Source organism: Citrobacter sp. Cu231, from assembly GCF_030332265.1.
Classification (GTDB): domain Bacteria; phylum Pseudomonadota; class Gammaproteobacteria; order Enterobacterales; family Enterobacteriaceae; genus Citrobacter; species Citrobacter meridianamericanus.
In genome coordinates, this window is record NZ_JAOWIE010000026.1 from 1 (window position 1) to 16,497 (window position 16,497).

General features: G+C 50.2%; 32 protein-coding genes. 31 read left to right on the plus strand and 1 reads right to left on the minus strand.

All coding sequences use genetic code 11. The features are described from left to right. The 3 genes from tuf to bfr all read left to right on the plus strand — a co-directional run. A partial coding sequence (tuf, locus tag OGY15_RS01605; RefSeq protein WP_058842576.1) for an elongation factor Tu occupies window positions 1–1,041 on the plus strand: 1,041 nt, incomplete at its 5' end. Window positions 1,042–1,226: 185 nt separating this feature from the next. Further along, complete coding sequence (gene bfd / locus OGY15_RS01610) at window positions 1,227–1,421, plus strand: bacterioferritin-associated ferredoxin (protein WP_003031111.1); 195 nt, start codon at window positions 1,227–1,229, stop codon at window positions 1,419–1,421. A gap of 71 nt (window positions 1,422–1,492) precedes the next feature. Beyond that, window positions 1,493–1,969: a bacterioferritin gene (gene bfr, locus OGY15_RS01615; protein ID WP_003031113.1), complete on the plus strand. Its 477-nt coding sequence runs from the start codon at window positions 1,493–1,495 to the stop codon at window positions 1,967–1,969. Here bfr and OGY15_RS01620 read toward each other — a convergent pair. Next, on the minus strand, window positions 1,966–2,433 hold the full coding sequence (locus tag OGY15_RS01620; RefSeq protein WP_151224112.1) for a prepilin peptidase: 468 nt from the start codon (window positions 2,431–2,433) through the stop codon (window positions 1,966–1,968). The genes bfr and OGY15_RS01620 overlap by 4 nt on opposite strands. 375 nt (window positions 2,434–2,808) lie before the next feature. On the opposite strand from OGY15_RS01620, the gene rpsJ reads away from it, so the two are divergent. The 28 genes from rpsJ (at window position 2,809) to rplQ (ending at window position 16,458) form a co-directional block, all read left to right on the plus strand. Further along, window positions 2,809–3,120: a 30S ribosomal protein S10 gene (gene rpsJ / locus OGY15_RS01625; protein WP_001181005.1), complete on the plus strand. Its 312-nt coding sequence runs from the start codon at window positions 2,809–2,811 to the stop codon at window positions 3,118–3,120. Window positions 3,121–3,152: 32 nt separating this feature from the next. Continuing rightward, window positions 3,153–3,782 carry a 50S ribosomal protein L3 gene (gene rplC / locus OGY15_RS01630; protein WP_003031117.1) on the plus strand — a complete coding sequence of 210 codons (630 nt, stop codon included), beginning with the start codon at window positions 3,153–3,155 and terminating at the stop codon, window positions 3,780–3,782. Between the two features lie 10 nt (window positions 3,783–3,792). After that, window positions 3,793–4,398, plus strand: coding sequence for a 50S ribosomal protein L4 (gene rplD / locus OGY15_RS01635; RefSeq protein WP_003031119.1), 606 nt, complete (start codon window positions 3,793–3,795; stop codon window positions 4,396–4,398). Then, complete coding sequence (rplW, locus tag OGY15_RS01640; protein ID WP_000617546.1) at window positions 4,395–4,697, plus strand: 50S ribosomal protein L23; 303 nt, start codon at window positions 4,395–4,397, stop codon at window positions 4,695–4,697. Before rplD ends, rplW begins: the two co-directional genes overlap by 4 nt. Window positions 4,698–4,714: 17 nt before the next feature. Continuing rightward, window positions 4,715–5,536 carry a 50S ribosomal protein L2 gene (gene rplB / locus OGY15_RS01645; protein ID WP_000301869.1) on the plus strand — a complete coding sequence of 274 codons (822 nt, stop codon included), beginning with the start codon at window positions 4,715–4,717 and terminating at the stop codon, window positions 5,534–5,536. 16 nt (window positions 5,537–5,552) lie between these two features. After that, the gene (gene rpsS / locus OGY15_RS01650; protein ID WP_001138115.1) at window positions 5,553–5,831 is read left to right on the plus strand and encodes a 30S ribosomal protein S19; all 279 of its coding nucleotides are present in this window, start codon (window positions 5,553–5,555) and stop codon (window positions 5,829–5,831) included. Between the two features lie 14 nt (window positions 5,832–5,845). Continuing rightward, window positions 5,846–6,178: a 50S ribosomal protein L22 gene (gene rplV, locus OGY15_RS01655; RefSeq protein WP_000448832.1), complete on the plus strand. Its 333-nt coding sequence runs from the start codon at window positions 5,846–5,848 to the stop codon at window positions 6,176–6,178. A 17-nt stretch (window positions 6,179–6,195) separates the two neighbouring features. Continuing rightward, window positions 6,196–6,897 (plus strand): 30S ribosomal protein S3, encoded by a 702-nt coding sequence (gene rpsC, locus OGY15_RS01660; RefSeq protein ID WP_000529945.1) that lies wholly within the window; start codon window positions 6,196–6,198, stop codon window positions 6,895–6,897. Between the two features lie 12 nt (window positions 6,898–6,909). Further along, window positions 6,910–7,320 (plus strand): 50S ribosomal protein L16, encoded by a 411-nt coding sequence (gene rplP, locus OGY15_RS01665; protein WP_000941208.1) that lies wholly within the window; start codon window positions 6,910–6,912, stop codon window positions 7,318–7,320. Then, window positions 7,320–7,511: a 50S ribosomal protein L29 gene (gene rpmC / locus OGY15_RS01670; protein ID WP_000644742.1), complete on the plus strand. Its 192-nt coding sequence runs from the start codon at window positions 7,320–7,322 to the stop codon at window positions 7,509–7,511. The genes rplP and rpmC overlap by 1 nt, the downstream gene beginning before the upstream one ends. After that, window positions 7,511–7,765, plus strand: a complete 255-nt coding sequence (rpsQ, locus tag OGY15_RS01675; RefSeq protein WP_003031120.1) for a 30S ribosomal protein S17 — start codon at window positions 7,511–7,513, stop codon at window positions 7,763–7,765. Before rpmC ends, rpsQ begins: the two co-directional genes overlap by 1 nt. Window positions 7,766–7,928: 163 nt before the next feature. Beyond that, window positions 7,929–8,300, plus strand: a complete 372-nt coding sequence (gene rplN / locus OGY15_RS01680; protein WP_000613954.1) for a 50S ribosomal protein L14 — start codon at window positions 7,929–7,931, stop codon at window positions 8,298–8,300. A 10-nt stretch (window positions 8,301–8,310) separates the two neighbouring features. Further along, window positions 8,311–8,625, plus strand: coding sequence for a 50S ribosomal protein L24 (gene rplX / locus OGY15_RS01685; protein ID WP_003031122.1), 315 nt, complete (start codon window positions 8,311–8,313; stop codon window positions 8,623–8,625). A 14-nt stretch (window positions 8,626–8,639) separates the two neighbouring features. Beyond that, on the plus strand, window positions 8,640–9,179 hold the full coding sequence (gene rplE, locus OGY15_RS01690; RefSeq protein ID WP_003031123.1) for a 50S ribosomal protein L5: 540 nt from the start codon (window positions 8,640–8,642) through the stop codon (window positions 9,177–9,179). Window positions 9,180–9,193: 14 nt separating this feature from the next. After that, entirely contained in the window at window positions 9,194–9,499 is a 306-nt protein-coding gene (rpsN, locus tag OGY15_RS01695) for a 30S ribosomal protein S14 (RefSeq protein WP_003031125.1), read from the plus strand. Window positions 9,500–9,529: 30 nt separating this feature from the next. Beyond that, the gene (gene rpsH, locus OGY15_RS01700; protein WP_003031127.1) at window positions 9,530–9,922 is read left to right on the plus strand and encodes a 30S ribosomal protein S8; all 393 of its coding nucleotides are present in this window, start codon (window positions 9,530–9,532) and stop codon (window positions 9,920–9,922) included. Between the two features lie 12 nt (window positions 9,923–9,934). Continuing rightward, a complete protein-coding gene (rplF, locus tag OGY15_RS01705) occupies window positions 9,935–10,468 on the plus strand; it encodes a 50S ribosomal protein L6 (RefSeq protein WP_003031129.1) in 534 nt (177 codons plus the stop codon). Between the two features lie 9 nt (window positions 10,469–10,477). Then, a complete protein-coding gene (rplR, locus tag OGY15_RS01710; protein ID WP_000358960.1) occupies window positions 10,478–10,831 on the plus strand; it encodes a 50S ribosomal protein L18 in 354 nt (117 codons plus the stop codon). Window positions 10,832–10,845: 14 nt separating this feature from the next. Continuing rightward, entirely contained in the window at window positions 10,846–11,349 is a 504-nt protein-coding gene (rpsE, locus tag OGY15_RS01715) for a 30S ribosomal protein S5 (protein WP_003031131.1), read from the plus strand. A 3-nt stretch (window positions 11,350–11,352) separates the two neighbouring features. Further along, window positions 11,353–11,532: a 50S ribosomal protein L30 gene (gene rpmD, locus OGY15_RS01720; RefSeq protein ID WP_001140434.1), complete on the plus strand. Its 180-nt coding sequence runs from the start codon at window positions 11,353–11,355 to the stop codon at window positions 11,530–11,532. Window positions 11,533–11,535: 3 nt separating this feature from the next. Continuing rightward, a complete protein-coding gene (gene rplO / locus OGY15_RS01725; protein WP_003031132.1) occupies window positions 11,536–11,970 on the plus strand; it encodes a 50S ribosomal protein L15 in 435 nt (144 codons plus the stop codon). Window positions 11,971–11,977: 7 nt separating this feature from the next. After that, the gene (gene secY / locus OGY15_RS01730; RefSeq protein ID WP_001118864.1) at window positions 11,978–13,309 is read left to right on the plus strand and encodes a preprotein translocase subunit SecY; all 1,332 of its coding nucleotides are present in this window, start codon (window positions 11,978–11,980) and stop codon (window positions 13,307–13,309) included. A gap of 30 nt (window positions 13,310–13,339) precedes the next feature. After that, window positions 13,340–13,456 carry a 50S ribosomal protein L36 gene (gene rpmJ / locus OGY15_RS01735; protein WP_000868187.1) on the plus strand — a complete coding sequence of 39 codons (117 nt, stop codon included), beginning with the start codon at window positions 13,340–13,342 and terminating at the stop codon, window positions 13,454–13,456. A 146-nt stretch (window positions 13,457–13,602) separates the two neighbouring features. Next, a complete protein-coding gene (rpsM, locus tag OGY15_RS01740) occupies window positions 13,603–13,959 on the plus strand; it encodes a 30S ribosomal protein S13 (protein WP_003031135.1) in 357 nt (118 codons plus the stop codon). 16 nt (window positions 13,960–13,975) lie between these two features. Further along, window positions 13,976–14,365, plus strand: coding sequence for a 30S ribosomal protein S11 (rpsK, locus tag OGY15_RS01745; protein WP_003031137.1), 390 nt, complete (start codon window positions 13,976–13,978; stop codon window positions 14,363–14,365). A gap of 33 nt (window positions 14,366–14,398) precedes the next feature. Next, window positions 14,399–15,019, plus strand: a complete 621-nt coding sequence (gene rpsD / locus OGY15_RS01750; RefSeq protein WP_003031138.1) for a 30S ribosomal protein S4 — start codon at window positions 14,399–14,401, stop codon at window positions 15,017–15,019. 25 nt (window positions 15,020–15,044) lie between these two features. Then, window positions 15,045–16,034, plus strand: a complete 990-nt coding sequence (locus OGY15_RS01755; protein ID WP_003031139.1) for a DNA-directed RNA polymerase subunit alpha — start codon at window positions 15,045–15,047, stop codon at window positions 16,032–16,034. A 40-nt stretch (window positions 16,035–16,074) separates the two neighbouring features. Beyond that, on the plus strand, window positions 16,075–16,458 hold the full coding sequence (rplQ, locus tag OGY15_RS01760; RefSeq protein ID WP_001216370.1) for a 50S ribosomal protein L17: 384 nt from the start codon (window positions 16,075–16,077) through the stop codon (window positions 16,456–16,458). The last annotated feature ends 39 nt before the right edge of the window (window positions 16,459–16,497 follow it).

Sequence of the window (16,497 nt, forward strand, 5' to 3'; positions counted from 1 at the left end):
CAGATCGATAACGCGCCGGAAGAAAAAGCTCGTGGTATCACCATCAACACTTCTCACGTTGAATATGACACCCCGACTCGCCACTACGCACACGTAGACTGCCCGGGCCACGCCGACTATGTTAAAAACATGATCACCGGTGCTGCGCAGATGGACGGCGCGATCCTGGTTGTTGCTGCGACTGACGGCCCGATGCCGCAGACTCGTGAGCACATCCTGCTGGGTCGTCAGGTAGGCGTTCCGTACATCATCGTGTTCCTGAACAAATGCGACATGGTTGATGACGAAGAGCTGCTGGAACTGGTAGAAATGGAAGTTCGTGAACTTCTGTCTCAGTACGATTTCCCGGGCGACGACACGCCGATCGTTCGTGGTTCTGCTCTGAAAGCGCTGGAAGGCGAAGCAGAGTGGGAAGCGAAAATCATCGAACTGGCTGGCTTCCTGGATTCTTACATCCCAGAACCAGAACGTGCTATCGATAAGCCGTTCCTGCTGCCAATCGAAGACGTATTCTCCATCTCCGGTCGTGGTACCGTTGTTACCGGTCGTGTAGAGCGCGGTATCATCAAAGTTGGTGAAGAAGTTGAAATCGTTGGTATCAAAGAGACTGCCAAGTCTACCTGTACTGGCGTTGAAATGTTCCGCAAACTGCTGGACGAAGGCCGTGCTGGTGAGAACGTTGGTGTTCTGCTGCGTGGTATCAAACGTGAAGAAATCGAACGTGGTCAGGTACTGGCTAAGCCGGGCTCTATCAAGCCGCACACCAAGTTCGAATCTGAAGTGTACATTCTGTCCAAAGACGAAGGCGGCCGTCATACTCCGTTCTTCAAAGGCTACCGTCCGCAGTTCTACTTCCGTACTACTGACGTGACTGGTACCATCGAACTGCCGGAAGGCGTTGAGATGGTAATGCCGGGCGACAACATCAAAATGGTTGTTACCCTGATCCACCCAATCGCGATGGACGACGGTCTGCGTTTCGCAATCCGTGAAGGCGGCCGTACTGTTGGTGCGGGCGTTGTTGCTAAAGTAATGAGCTAATTATTGATTAATTAGCTTTGAGCTTAAAAAGGGCGCTTCGGCGCCCTTTTTGCTGCCTACTATTTAGTGATTGTCATATTTATTCGCATTTTTTATTCATTCTCTCACCGCGTAAATAGCGTTGTGCTATTGTAATCATAACTATTCTCATTTACAATTTGCACAGAAATTGAACGGGAGCGATCATGTACGTTTGTTTGTGTAATGCGATAAGTGATAAAAAAATACGTCAGGCTGTTCGCCAGTTTCACCCTCAGTCTTTTCAGCAGTTACGTAAATTTATTCCTGTTGGAAATCAATGTGGTAAATGCATTCGTGCTGCTCGCGAAGTCATGCAGGATGAATTGACACAAATGCCAGAATTTAAAGAAATCGCCTAAGTCACACTCTTTTTTTTGACATCCCTGTAGCCCCATCTACGCTCTAAGAGTGGAAGCGGAGGGACTATAAAATGAAAGGTGATGTTAAAATCATAAATTATCTCAATAAACTATTGGGAAATGAGCTTGTCGCAATCAACCAGTATTTTCTCCATGCTCGTATGTTTAAAAACTGGGGACTGACTCGCCTCAATGATGTTGAGTACCATGAATCTATCGATGAGATGAAACACGCTGATAAGTATATTGAGCGTATTTTATTTCTGGAAGGGCTCCCAAACTTACAGGATCTTGGTAAGTTGGGTATAGGTGAAGACGTTGAAGAGATGCTGCAATCCGATCTTCGACTCGAACTCGATGGTGCTAAAGATTTACGCGAAGCCATTGCCTATGCTGATAGCGTTCATGACTATGTCAGCCGGGACATGATGATCGAGATCCTGACTGAAGAAGAAGGTCATATTGACTGGCTCGAAACAGAGCTGGACCTGATTGCAAAACTGGGCTTGCAAAATTATCTGCAGTCGCAAATTAAAGTCAGTGACTAAACGCCCTGTAGCAGATTTATCCCGCCAATAACATAACCCGCAGCCGCCAGATATGGCCCAAATGGCAGCGGGTTTTTTAACGCCTGTCTCCCGCACCAGACGCAGGTGATTCCAGTGAGGCAACAGGCCATGCCGGCGGCAAGTAAAACCAGCAGGGGTAATGATTCCCAGCGATGCCATGCGCCTAGCGCGGCAAGAAATTTGACATCACCAAAACCTAATCCTTCCTGTCGAAATAGCAGACGATACCCCCAGTAGAACAGTGAAAATGCACCATAACCTGCTACGGCCCCCCAAAGCGCTTCGGATAACTGTGCCGGTCTGCAACACTGATGATAAATAAGACCGCTCCACAAAAGCGGGCAGGTAAATTTGTCGGGCAACAATCCGGTACGTAAATCCTGAACTAAGAGCAGCGCTGATAGCGAAACATAAATCAGCAGAAAGGGGAGGTCGATGTACATAGGCAAGCCTCGTGCGGCAAAAAGGTTACCCTCGGGTAAAACCGGCGGCCATACAAGTCTGGGATGTTAGTTATGTAAATTCCCTTCCACGGAAAACACGCGACGCCATAGCGCATACAGTCGGAGTGGAAGGGGGTTCGCATTTGCGAGTGATTAATTTCTACGCGGCACTTGCTTAAGACTGAGATTTACGTATAATGCGCGGGCTTGTCTAATATTGACAGCGGTTCGATATGAGCCACCGGTACTGCGAAAGCAATACCAGACAATGTTCCCAATCGGGGAACTCTGTAAGAACGGTTACACTCTCCCATCAATCGTAATGGGTTTGAGGAGTAACTATTTCGTCTATAAAATAATTGGAGCTCTGGTCTCATGCAGAACCAAAGAATCCGTATCCGTTTGAAAGCGTTTGATCATCGTCTGATCGATCAATCAACCGCGGAAATCGTCGAGACTGCCAAGCGCACTGGTGCGCAGGTTCGTGGTCCGATCCCGCTGCCGACCCGCAAAGAGCGTTTCACCGTTCTGATCTCCCCGCACGTTAACAAAGACGCGCGTGATCAGTACGAGATTCGTACTCACAAGCGTCTGGTTGACATCGTTGAGCCAACTGAAAAAACCGTTGATGCTCTGATGCGTCTGGACCTGGCTGCCGGTGTAGACGTGCAGATCAGCCTGGGTTAATCAGGTCATCGAGCGATTGAGAGGTTGATACAATGATTGGTTTAGTCGGTAAAAAAGTGGGTATGACCCGCATCTTCACTGAAGATGGCGTATCTATCCCAGTAACCGTTATCGAAGTTGAAGCAAACCGCGTTACTCAGGTTAAAGATCTGGCTAACGATGGCTATCGCGCTGTTCAGGTTACCACTGGTGCTAAAAAAGCTAACCGTGTAACTAAGCCGGAAGCTGGTCACTTTGCTAAAGCTGGCGTAGAAGCTGGCCGCGGCCTGTGGGAGTTCCGTCTGGCAGATGGTGAAGAATACACCGTTGGTCAGAACATTAGCGTTGAACTGTTTGCTGACGTTAAAAAAGTTGACGTAACCGGTACCTCTAAAGGTAAAGGTTTCGCTGGTACCGTTAAGCGCTGGAACTTCCGTACCCAGGATGCTACTCACGGTAACTCCTTGTCTCACCGCGTTCCGGGTTCTATCGGTCAGAACCAGACTCCGGGCAAAGTGTTCAAAGGCAAGAAAATGGCAGGTCAGCTGGGCAACGAACGTGTAACCGTTCAGAGCCTGGACGTAGTACGTGTTGACGCTGAGCGCAACCTGCTGCTGGTTAAAGGTGGTGTTCCGGGTGCGACCGGTTGCGACCTGATCGTTAAACCAGCTGTGAAGGCGTAAGGGGATAGCAATGGAATTAGTATTGAAAGACGCGCAGAGCGCGCTGACTGTTTCCGAAACTACCTTCGGTCGTGATTTCAACGAAGCGCTGGTTCACCAGGTTGTTGTTGCTTATGCAGCTGGTGCTCGTCAGGGTACTCGTGCTCAGAAGACTCGTGCTGAAGTAACTGGTTCAGGCAAAAAGCCGTGGCGCCAGAAAGGTACCGGCCGTGCGCGTTCAGGTTCTATCAAGAGCCCGATCTGGCGTTCAGGTGGCGTGACCTTCGCTGCTCGTCCACAGGACCACAGTCAAAAAGTTAACAAAAAGATGTACCGCGGCGCGCTGAAAAGCATTCTGTCCGAACTGGTACGTCAGGATCGTCTGATCGTTGTCGAATCATTCTCTGTTGAAGCGCCTAAAACTAAGCTGCTGGCACAGAAACTGAAAGACATGGCTCTGGAAGATGTGCTGATCATCACCGGTGAGCTGGACGAAAACCTGTTCCTGGCTGCGCGCAACCTGCACAAGGTTGACGTACGCGATGCAACTGGTATCGACCCGGTTAGCCTGATCGCCTTCGACAAAGTCGTAATGACTGCTGATGCTGTTAAGCAAGTTGAGGAGATGCTGGCATGATTCGTGAAGAACGTCTGCTGAAAGTGCTGCGCGCACCGCACGTTTCTGAAAAAGCGTCTACTGCGATGGAAAAAACTAACACCATCGTTCTCAAAGTTGCTAAAGACGCGACCAAAGCAGAAATCAAAGCTGCTGTGCAGAAACTGTTTGAAGTCGAAGTCGAAGTCGTTAACACCCTGGTAGTTAAAGGGAAAGTTAAACGTCACGGACAGCGTATCGGTCGTCGTAGCGACTGGAAAAAAGCTTACGTCACCCTGAAGGAAGGCCAGAATCTGGACTTCGTCGGCGGCGCTGAGTAAGTCGGAGGAGTAATACAATGGCAGTTGTTAAATGTAAACCGACATCTCCGGGTCGTCGCCACGTTGTTAAAGTGGTCAACCCAGAGCTGCACAAGGGCAAACCTTTTGCTCCGCTGGTTGAAAAAAACAGCAAATCCGGTGGTCGTAACAACAATGGCCGCATCACCACTCGTCACATCGGTGGTGGTCACAAGCAGGCTTATCGTATTGTTGACTTCAAACGCAACAAAGACGGTATCCCGGCAGTTGTTGAACGTCTTGAGTACGATCCGAACCGCTCCGCGAACATCGCGCTGGTTCTGTACAAAGACGGTGAACGCCGTTACATCCTGGCCCCTAAAGGCCTGAAAGCTGGCGACCAGATTCAATCTGGCGTTGATGCTGCAATCAAAGCAGGTAACACCCTGCCGATGCGCAATATCCCGGTTGGTTCTACCGTTCATAACGTAGAAATGAAACCAGGTAAAGGCGGTCAGCTGGCACGTTCCGCTGGTACTTACGTTCAGATCGTTGCTCGTGATGGTGCCTATGTCACCCTGCGTCTGCGTTCTGGTGAAATGCGTAAAGTCGAAGCAGATTGCCGTGCGACTCTGGGCGAAGTTGGCAATGCTGAGCATATGCTGCGCGTTCTGGGTAAAGCAGGTGCTGCACGCTGGCGTGGTGTTCGTCCTACCGTTCGCGGTACTGCGATGAACCCAGTCGATCACCCACATGGTGGTGGTGAAGGTCGTAACTTTGGTAAGCACCCGGTAACTCCGTGGGGCGTTCAGACCAAAGGTAAGAAGACCCGCAGCAACAAGCGTACTGATAAATTCATCGTACGTCGCCGTAGCAAATAATTTTAGAGGATAAGCCATGCCACGTTCTCTCAAGAAAGGTCCTTTTATTGACCTGCACTTGCTGAAGAAGGTAGAGAAAGCGGTGGAAAGCGGAGACAAGAAGCCCCTGCGCACTTGGTCCCGTCGTTCAACGATCTTTCCTAACATGATCGGTTTGACCATCGCTGTCCATAATGGTCGTCAGCACGTTCCGGTATTTGTTTCCGACGAAATGGTCGGTCACAAACTGGGTGAATTCGCACCGACTCGTACTTATCGCGGCCACGCTGCTGATAAAAAAGCGAAGAAGAAATAAGGTAGGAGGAAGAGATGGAAACTTTAGCTCAACATCGCCATGCTCGTTCTTCTGCTCAGAAGGTTCGCCTTGTTGCAGACCTGATTCGCGGTAAGAAAGTGTCGCAGGCCCTGGATATTCTGACCTACACCAATAAGAAAGCGGCTGTACTGGTTAAGAAAGTCCTGGAATCTGCCATTGCTAACGCTGAACACAACGATGGCGCTGACATTGACGATCTGAAAGTTACGAAAATTTTCGTAGACGAAGGCCCGAGCATGAAGCGCATTATGCCGCGTGCAAAAGGTCGTGCAGATCGCATCCTGAAGCGCACCAGCCACATTACTGTGGTTGTGTCCGATCGCTGAGACTCTGGAGACTAGCAATGGGTCAGAAAGTACATCCTAATGGTATTCGCCTGGGTATTGTAAAACCATGGAACTCAACCTGGTTTGCGAACACCAAAGAATTCGCTGACAACCTGGACAGCGATTTTAAAGTACGTCAGTACCTGACTAAGGAACTGGCTAAAGCGTCTGTATCTCGTATCGTTATCGAGCGTCCGGCTAAGAGCATCCGTGTGACCATTCACACCGCTCGCCCGGGTATCGTTATCGGTAAGAAAGGCGAAGACGTAGAAAAACTGCGCAAAGTCGTAGCGGATATTGCTGGCGTTCCTGCTCAGATCAATATCGCCGAAGTGCGTAAGCCTGAACTGGACGCAAAATTGGTTGCTGACAGCATCACTTCTCAGCTGGAACGTCGCGTTATGTTCCGTCGTGCTATGAAGCGTGCTGTACAGAACGCAATGCGTCTGGGCGCTAAAGGTATCAAAGTTGAAGTTAGCGGCCGTCTGGGCGGCGCGGAAATCGCACGTACCGAATGGTACCGTGAAGGTCGCGTACCGCTGCACACTCTGCGTGCTGACATCGACTACAACACCTCTGAAGCGCACACCACTTACGGTGTAATCGGCGTTAAGGTATGGATCTTCAAAGGCGAGATCCTGGGTGGTATGGCTGCTGTTGAACAACCGGAAAAACCGGCTGCGCAACCTAAAAAGCAGCAGCGTAAAGGCCGTAAATAAGGAGCGTCGCTGATGTTACAACCAAAGCGTACAAAATTCCGTAAAATGCACAAAGGCCGTAACCGCGGTCTGGCTGCTGGCGCGGATGTTAGCTTCGGCAGCTTCGGTCTGAAAGCTGTTGGCCGTGGTCGTCTGACTGCCCGTCAGATCGAAGCAGCACGTCGTGCTATGACCCGTGCAGTTAAGCGTCAAGGTAAGATCTGGATCCGTGTATTCCCGGACAAACCGATCACTGAAAAGCCGCTGGCAGTGCGTATGGGTAAAGGTAAAGGTAACGTAGAGTATTGGGTTGCCTTGATTCAGCCGGGTAAAGTCCTGTATGAAATGGACGGCGTACCGGAAGAGCTGGCCCGTGAAGCATTCAAGCTGGCAGCAGCGAAACTGCCGATTAAAACCACCTTTGTAACTAAGACGGTGATGTAATGAAAGCAAAAGAGCTGCGTGAGAAGAGTGTTGAAGAGCTGAACACCGAGCTGCTGAATCTGCTGCGTGAGCAGTTCAACCTGCGTATGCAGGCTGCAAGTGGCCAGCTGCAACAGTCTCACCTGTTGAAGCAAGTGCGTCGTGATGTCGCACGCGTTAAGACTTTACTGACTGAGAAGGCGGGTGCGTAATGACCGATAAAATCCGTACTCTGCAAGGTCGCGTTGTTAGCGATAAAATGGAGAAATCCATCGTTGTTGCTATCGAACGTTTTGTGAAACACCCGATCTACGGTAAATTCATTAAGCGTACGACCAAACTGCACGTACATGACGAGAACAACGAATGCGGTACTGGTGACGTGGTTGAAATCCGCGAATGCCGTCCGCTGTCCAAGACTAAGTCCTGGACGCTGGTTCGCGTTGTAGAGAAAGCCGTTCTGTAATACAGTAGGCATTCTCAACGAATAAACGGCTCAGCGATGAGCCGTTTATTTTTTCTACCCATATCGTTGAAGCGGTGTTATAATGCCGCGCCCCCGATATGGGGCTTTTTTAACGACCTGATTTTCGGGTCTCAGTAGTAGTTGACATTAGCGGAGCACTAAAATGATCCAAGAACAGACTATGCTGAACGTCGCCGACAACTCCGGTGCACGTCGCGTAATGTGTATCAAGGTTCTGGGTGGCTCGCACCGTCGCTACGCAGGCGTCGGCGATATCATCAAGATCACCATCAAGGAAGCAATTCCGCGTGGTAAGGTCAAAAAAGGTGATGTGCTGAAGGCGGTAGTGGTGCGCACCAAGAAGGGTGTTCGTCGCCCGGACGGTTCTGTCATTCGCTTCGATGGTAATGCATGCGTTATTTTAAACAATAACAGCGAGCAACCTATCGGTACGCGTATTTTTGGGCCGGTAACTCGTGAACTTCGTAACGAGAAGTTCATGAAAATTATCTCTCTGGCACCAGAAGTACTCTAAGGAGCGAATCATGGCAGCGAAGATCCGTCGTGATGACGAAGTTATCGTGTTAACCGGTAAAGATAAAGGTAAACGCGGTAAAGTTAAGAATGTCCTGTCTTCCGGCAAGGTCATTGTTGAAGGTATTAACCTGGTTAAGAAACATCAGAAGCCGGTTCCGGCCCTGAACCAGCCAGGCGGCATCGTAGAGAAAGAAGCAGCTATTCAGATCTCTAACCTTGCTATCTTCAACGCGGCAACCGGCAAGGCTGACCGTGTAGGCTTTAGATTCGAAGACGGTAAAAAAGTCCGTTTCTTCAAATCTAACAGCGAAACTATCAAGTAATTTGGAGTAGTACGATGGCGAAACTGCATGATTACTACAAAGACGAAGTAGTCGCTAAACTCATGACTGAGTTTAACTACAATTCTGTCATGCAAGTCCCTCGGGTCGAGAAGATCACCCTGAACATGGGTGTTGGTGAAGCGATCGCTGACAAAAAACTGCTGGATAACGCAGCAGCTGACCTGACAGCAATCTCCGGTCAAAAACCGCTGATCACCAAAGCACGCAAATCAGTTGCAGGCTTCAAAATCCGTCAGGGCTATCCGATCGGCTGTAAAGTAACTCTGCGTGGCGAACGCATGTGGGAGTTCTTTGAGCGCCTGATCACTATTGCTGTTCCACGTATCCGTGACTTCCGTGGCTTGTCCGCTAAGTCTTTCGACGGTCGTGGTAACTACAGCATGGGTGTCCGTGAGCAGATCATCTTCCCAGAAATCGACTACGATAAAGTCGACCGCGTGCGTGGTTTGGATATTACCATTACCACTACTGCGAAATCTGATGAAGAAGGCCGTGCTCTGCTGGCTGCCTTTGACTTCCCGTTCCGCAAGTAAGGTAGGGTTACTGAATGGCTAAGCAATCAATGAAAGCACGCGAAGTAAAGCGCGTAGCTTTAGCTGATAAGTACTTCGCAAAACGCGCTGAACTGAAAGCTATTATCTCTGATGTGAACGCGACCGACGAAGATCGTTGGAACGCAGTTCTCAAGCTGCAGTCTCTGCCGCGTGATTCCAGCCCGTCCCGTCAGCGTAACCGCTGCCGTCAAACAGGTCGTCCGCATGGCTATGTGGGCAAGTTCGGGTTGAGCCGTATCAAACTGCGTGAAGCCGCCATGCGCGGTGAAGTACCAGGCTTGAAAAAGGCTAGCTGGTAATTACCAATTGAATCACGGGAGTAAAGACAGATGAGCATGCAAGATCCGATCGCGGATATGCTGACCCGTATCCGTAACGGTCAGGCCGCGAATAAAGCTGCGGTCACCATGCCTTCCTCCAAGCTGAAAGTGGCAATTGCCAACGTGCTGAAGGAAGAAGGTTTTATTGAAGATTTTAAAGTTGAAGGCGACACCAAGCCGGAACTGGAACTTACTCTCAAGTATTTCCAGGGTAAAGCTGTTGTAGAAAGCATTCAGCGTGTCAGTCGCCCAGGTCTGCGCATTTATAAGCGTAAAGACGAGCTGCCGAAAGTTATGGCTGGCATGGGTATCGCAGTTGTTTCTACCTCTAAAGGTGTTATGACTGATCGTGCAGCGCGCCAGGCTGGTCTTGGTGGCGAAATTATCTGCTACGTAGCCTAATCGGAGGAAAAAATGTCTCGTGTTGCTAAAGCACCGGTCGTTATTCCTGCCGGCGTTGATGTAAAAATCAACGGTCAGGTTATTACGATCAAAGGTAAAAACGGCGAGCTGACTCGTACTCTCAACGATGCTGTTGCAGTAAATCATGCAGATAATGCACTGACCTTCGGTCCGCGTGATGGTTACGCAGATGGATGGGCTCAGGCTGGTACCGCGCGTGCCCTGCTGAATGCAATGGTTGTCGGTGTTACCGAAGGCTTCACTAAGAAGCTTCAGCTGGTTGGTGTAGGTTATCGTGCAGCGGTTAAAGGGAATGTAGTAAACCTGGCTTTAGGTTTCTCTCACCCAGTTGACCATCAGCTGCCTGCGGGTATCACTGCAGAATGTCCGTCTCAGACTGAAATCGTGCTGAAAGGCGCTGATAAACAGCTGATCGGTCAGGTTGCAGCAGATCTGCGCGCCTACCGTCGTCCTGAGCCTTATAAAGGCAAGGGTGTTCGTTACGCCGACGAAGTCGTGCGTACCAAAGAGGCTAAGAAGAAGTAAGGTAACACTATGGATAAGAAATCTGCTCGTATCCGTCGTGCGACCCGCGCACGCCGCAAGCTCCAGGAGCTGGGTGCAACTCGCCTGGTGGTACATCGTACCCCGCGTCATATTTACGCACAGGTAATTGCACCGAACGGTTCTGAAGTTCTGGTAGCTGCTTCTACTGTAGAAAAAGCTATCGCTGAACAATTGAAGTACACCGGTAACAAAGACGCTGCTGCAGCTGTAGGTAAAGCTGTTGCTGAACGCGCTCTGGAAAAAGGCATCAAAGATGTTTCTTTTGACCGTTCCGGGTTCCAATATCATGGTCGTGTCCAGGCACTGGCAGATGCTGCCCGTGAAGCTGGCCTTCAGTTCTAAGGTAGAGGTGTAAGATGGCTCACATCGAAAAACAAGCTGGCGAACTGCAGGAAAAGCTGATCGCGGTTAACCGCGTATCTAAAACCGTTAAAGGTGGTCGTATTTTCTCCTTCACAGCTCTGACTGTAGTTGGTGATGGTAACGGTCGCGTTGGTTTTGGTTACGGTAAAGCGCGTGAAGTTCCAGCAGCGATCCAGAAAGCGATGGAAAAAGCCCGTCGCAATATGATTAACGTCGCGCTGAACCACGGCACCCTGCAGCACCCGGTTAAGGGTACTCACACGGGTTCTCGTGTATTCATGCAGCCGGCTTCCGAAGGTACCGGTATCATCGCCGGTGGTGCAATGCGCGCCGTTCTGGAAGTCGCTGGAGTTCGTAACGTTCTGGCTAAAGCGTATGGTTCCACTAACCCGATTAACGTGGTTCGTGCAACTATCGATGGTCTGGAAAATATGAAATCTCCGGAAATGGTCGCTGCCAAGCGTGGTAAATCCGTTGAAGAAATTCTGGGGAAATAAACCATGGCAAAGACTATTAAAATTACTCAAACCCGCAGTGCAATCGGTCGTCTGCCGAAACACAAGGCAACGCTGCTTGGCCTGGGTCTGCGTCGTATTGGTCACACCGTAGAGCGCGAGGATACTCCTGCTGTTCGTGGTATGGTCAACGCGGTTTCCTTCATGGTTAAAGTTGAGGAGTAAGAGATGCGTTTAAATACTCTGTCTCCGGCCGAAGGCTCTAAAAAAGCGGCTCGCCGCCTGGGTCGTGGTATCGGTTCTGGCCTCGGTAAAACCGGTGGTCGTGGTCACAAAGGTCAGAAGTCTCGTTCTGGCGGTGGCGTACGTCGCGGTTTCGAGGGTGGCCAGATGCCTCTGTACCGTCGTCTGCCGAAATTCGGCTTCACTTCACGTAAAGCAGCGATTACAGCCGAAGTTCGTCTGTCTGACCTGGCTAAAGTTGAAGGCGGTGTTGTAGACCTGAACACGCTGAAAGCAGCTAACATTATCGGTATCCAGATCGAGTTCGCGAAAGTGATCCTGGCTGGTGAAGTCACTACTCCGGTAACTGTTCGTGGCCTGCGTGTTACTAAAGGCGCTCGTGCTGCTATCGAAGCTGCTGGCGGTAAAATCGAGGAATAAGTAGCAGATGGCTAAACAACCGGGATTAGATTTTCAAAGTGCCAAAGGTGGCTTAGGCGAGCTGAAACGCAGACTGCTGTTTGTAATCGGCGCGCTGATTGTGTTCCGTATTGGCTCTTTCATTCCGATCCCTGGTATTGATGCCGCTGTACTTGCCAAACTGCTTGAGCAACAGCGAGGCACCATCATTGAAATGTTTAACATGTTCTCTGGTGGTGCTCTCAGCCGTGCTTCTATCTTTGCTCTGGGGATCATGCCGTATATTTCGGCGTCGATCATTATCCAGCTGCTGACGGTGGTTCATCCAACGCTGGCAGAAATTAAGAAAGAAGGGGAGTCTGGTCGTCGTAAGATCAGCCAGTACACCCGCTACGGTACTCTGGTGCTGGCGATATTCCAGTCGATCGGTATTGCTACCGGTCTGCCGAATATGCCTGGTATGCAGGGCCTGGTGATGAACCCAGGCTTTGCATTCTATTTCACCGCTGTTGTAAGTCTGGTTACAGGGACGATGTTCCTGATGTGGTTGGGTGAACAGATTACTGAACGTGGTATCGGCAACGGTATCTCAATCATTATCTTCGCCGGTATTGTCGCGGGACTCCCGCCAGCCATTGCCCATACTATCGAGCAAGCGCGTCAAGGCGACCTGCACTTCCTCGTGTTGCTGTTGGTTGCAGTATTAGTATTCGCAGTGACGTTCTTTGTTGTATTTGTTGAGCGTGGTCAACGCCGCATTGTGGTAAACTACGCGAAACGTCAGCAAGGTCGTCGTGTCTATGCTGCACAGAGCACACATTTACCGCTGAAAGTGAATATGGCGGGGGTAATCCCAGCAATCTTCGCTTCCAGTATTATTCTGTTCCCGGCGACCATCGCGTCATGGTTCGGGGGCGGGACGGGTTGGAACTGGCTGACAACAATTTCGCTGTATTTGCAGCCTGGGCAACCGCTTTATGTGTTACTCTATGCGTCTGCAATCATATTCTTCTGTTTCTTCTACACGGCGTTGGTTTTCAACCCGCGTGAAACAGCAGATAACCTGAAGAAGTCCGGTGCATTTGTACCAGGAATTCGTCCGGGAGAGCAAACGGCGAAGTATATCGATAAAGTAATGACCCGCCTGACTTTGGTTGGTGCGCTCTACATTACCTTTATCTGCCTGATCCCGGAGTTCATGCGTGATGCAATGAAAGTACCGTTCTACTTCGGTGGGACCTCACTGCTTATCGTTGTTGTCGTGATTATGGACTTTATGGCTCAAGTGCAAACTCTGATGATGTCAAGTCAGTACGAGTCTGCATTGAAGAAGGCGAATCTGAAAGGCTACGGCCGTTAACAGTCGCCCGAGAAGTTACGGAGAGTAAAAATGAAAGTTCGTGCTTCCGTCAAGAAATTATGCCGTAACTGCAAAATCGTTAAGCGTGATGGTGTCATCCGTGTGATTTGCAGTGCCGAGCCGAAGCATAAACAGCGCCAAGGCTGATTTATTCGCATATTTTTCTTGCAAAGTTGGGTTGAGCTGGCTAGATTAGCCAGCCAATCTTTTGTATGTCTGTGCGTTTCCATTTGAGTATCCTGAAAACGGGCTTTTCAGCATGGTGCGTACATATTAAATAGTAGGAGTGCATAGTGGCCCGTATAGCAGGCATTAACATTCCTGATCAGAAACATGCTGTGATCGCATTAACTTCGATCTACGGCGTCGGCAAGACCCGTTCTAAAGCCATTCTGGCTGCCGCGGGTATCGCTGAAGATGTTAAGATCAGTGAGCTGTCTGAAGAACAAATCGACACGCTGCGTGACGAAGTTGCCAAATTTGTCGTTGAAGGTGATCTGCGCCGTGAAGTTAGCATGAGCATCAAGCGCCTTATGGACCTTGGTTGCTATCGCGGTTTGCGTCATCGTCGTGGTCTCCCGGTTCGCGGTCAGCGTACCAAGACCAACGCACGTACCCGTAAGGGTCCGCGCAAACCGATCAAGAAATAATCGGGGTGATTGAATAATGGCAAAGGCACCAATTCGTGCACGTAAACGTGTAAGAAAACAAGTCTCTGACGGCGTGGCTCATATCCATGCTTCTTTTAACAACACCATCGTTACCATCACTGATCGTCAGGGTAACGCACTGGGTTGGGCAACAGCCGGTGGTTCCGGTTTCCGTGGTTCTCGCAAATCCACTCCGTTTGCAGCTCAGGTTGCAGCAGAGCGTTGCGCTGAAGCCGTAAAAGAATACGGTATCAAGAATCTGGAAGTTATGGTCAAAGGACCGGGTCCAGGTCGCGAATCTACTGTTCGTGCTCTGAACGCCGCTGGTTTCCGCATCACTAATATTACTGATGTGACTCCGATCCCTCATAACGGTTGTCGTCCGCCGAAAAAACGTCGCGTATAACGCTGTCGTTTCTAGGATTGTTGGAGAAAGAAAATGGCAAGATATTTGGGTCCTAAGCTCAAGCTGAGCCGTCGTGAGGGCACTGACTTATTCCTTAAGTCTGGCGTTCGCGCGATCGATACCAAGTGTAAAATTGAACAAGCTCCTGGCCAGCACGGTGCGCGTAAACCGCGTCTGTCTGACTATGGTGTGCAGTTGCGTGAAAAGCAAAAAGTTCGCCGTATCTACGGTGTGCTGGAGCGTCAGTTCCGTAACTACTACAAAGAAGCAGCACGTCTGAAAGGCAACACCGGTGAAAACCTGTTGGGTCTGCTGGAAGGTCGTCTGGACAACGTTGTATACCGTATGGGCTTCGGTGCCACTCGTGCAGAAGCACGTCAGCTGGTCAGCCATAAAGCAATTATGGTAAACGGTCGTGTTGTTAACATCGCTTCTTATCAGGTTAGTCCGAATGACGTTGTTAGCATTCGTGAGAAAGCGAAGAAGCAGTCTCGCGTGAAAGCCGCTCTGGAGCTGGCTGAGCAGCGTGAAAAGCCAACCTGGCTGGAAGTTGATGCTGGCAAGATGGAAGGTACGTTCAAGCGTAAGCCGGAGCGTTCTGATCTGTCTGCGGACATTAACGAACACCTGATCGTCGAGCTTTACTCCAAGTAAAGCTTAGTACCAAAGAGAGGACACAATGCAGGGTTCTGTGACAGAGTTTCTAAAACCGCGCCTGGTAGATATCGAGCAAGTGAGTTCGACGCACGCCAAGGTGACCCTTGAGCCTTTAGAGCGTGGCTTTGGCCATACTTTGGGTAACGCACTGCGCCGTATTCTGCTCTCATCGATGCCGGGTTGCGCGGTGACCGAGGTTGAGATTGATGGTGTACTACATGAGTACAGCACCAAAGAAGGCGTTCAGGAAGATATCCTGGAAATCCTGCTCAACCTGAAAGGGCTGGCGGTGAGAGTTCAGGGTAAAGATGACGTTATTCTTACCTTGAATAAATCTGGCATTGGCCCTGTGACTGCAGCCGACATTACCCATGATGGTGATGTCGAAATCGTCAAGCCACAGCACGTGATCTGCCACCTGACCGATGAGAACGCATCTATTAGCATGCGCATCAAAGTTCAGCGCGGTCGTGGTTATGTGCCGGCTTCTACCCGAATTCATTCGGAAGAAGATGAGCGCCCAATCGGCCGTCTGCTGGTCGACGCATGCTACAGCCCTGTAGAGCGTATTGCCTACAATGTTGAAGCAGCGCGTGTAGAACAGCGTACCGACCTGGACAAGCTGGTCATCGAAATGGAAACCAACGGCACAATCGATCCTGAAGAGGCGATTCGTCGTGCGGCAACCATTCTGGCTGAACAACTTGAAGCTTTCGTTGACTTACGTGATGTACGTCAGCCGGAAGTTAAAGAAGAGAAACCAGAATTCGATCCGATCCTGCTGCGCCCTGTTGACGATCTGGAATTGACTGTCCGCTCTGCTAACTGCCTCAAAGCAGAAGCTATCCACTATATCGGTGATCTGGTACAGCGTACTGAGGTTGAGCTTCTTAAGACGCCTAACCTTGGTAAAAAATCTCTTACTGAGATTAAAGACGTGCTGGCTTCCCGTGGACTGTCTCTGGGCATGCGCCTGGAAAACTGGCCACCGGCAAGCATCGCTGACGAGTAACCGGATCACAGGTTAAGGTTTTACTGAGAAGGATAAGGTCATGCGCCATCGTAAGAGTGGTCGTCAACTGAACCGCAACAGCAGCCATCGCCAGGCTATGTTCCGCAATATGGCAGGTTCACTGGTTCGTCATGAAATCATCAAGACGACTCTGCCGAAAGCGAAAGAGCTGCGTCGCGTAGTTGAGCCGCTGATTACTCTTGCCAAGACTGATAGCGTAGCTAATCGTCGTCTGGCATTCGCCCGTACTCGTGATAATGAGATCGTGGCAAAACTGTTTAACGAACTGGGCCCGCGTTTCGCGAGCCGCGCCGGTGGTTACACTCGCATTCTGAAGTGTGGTTTCCGTGCAGGCGACAACGCGCCGATGGCATACATCGAGCTGGTTGATCGTTCAGAGAAAACAGAAGCTGCTGCAGAGTAATCTGTAGTAACGTAAAAAAACCCGCCTCGGCGGGTTTTT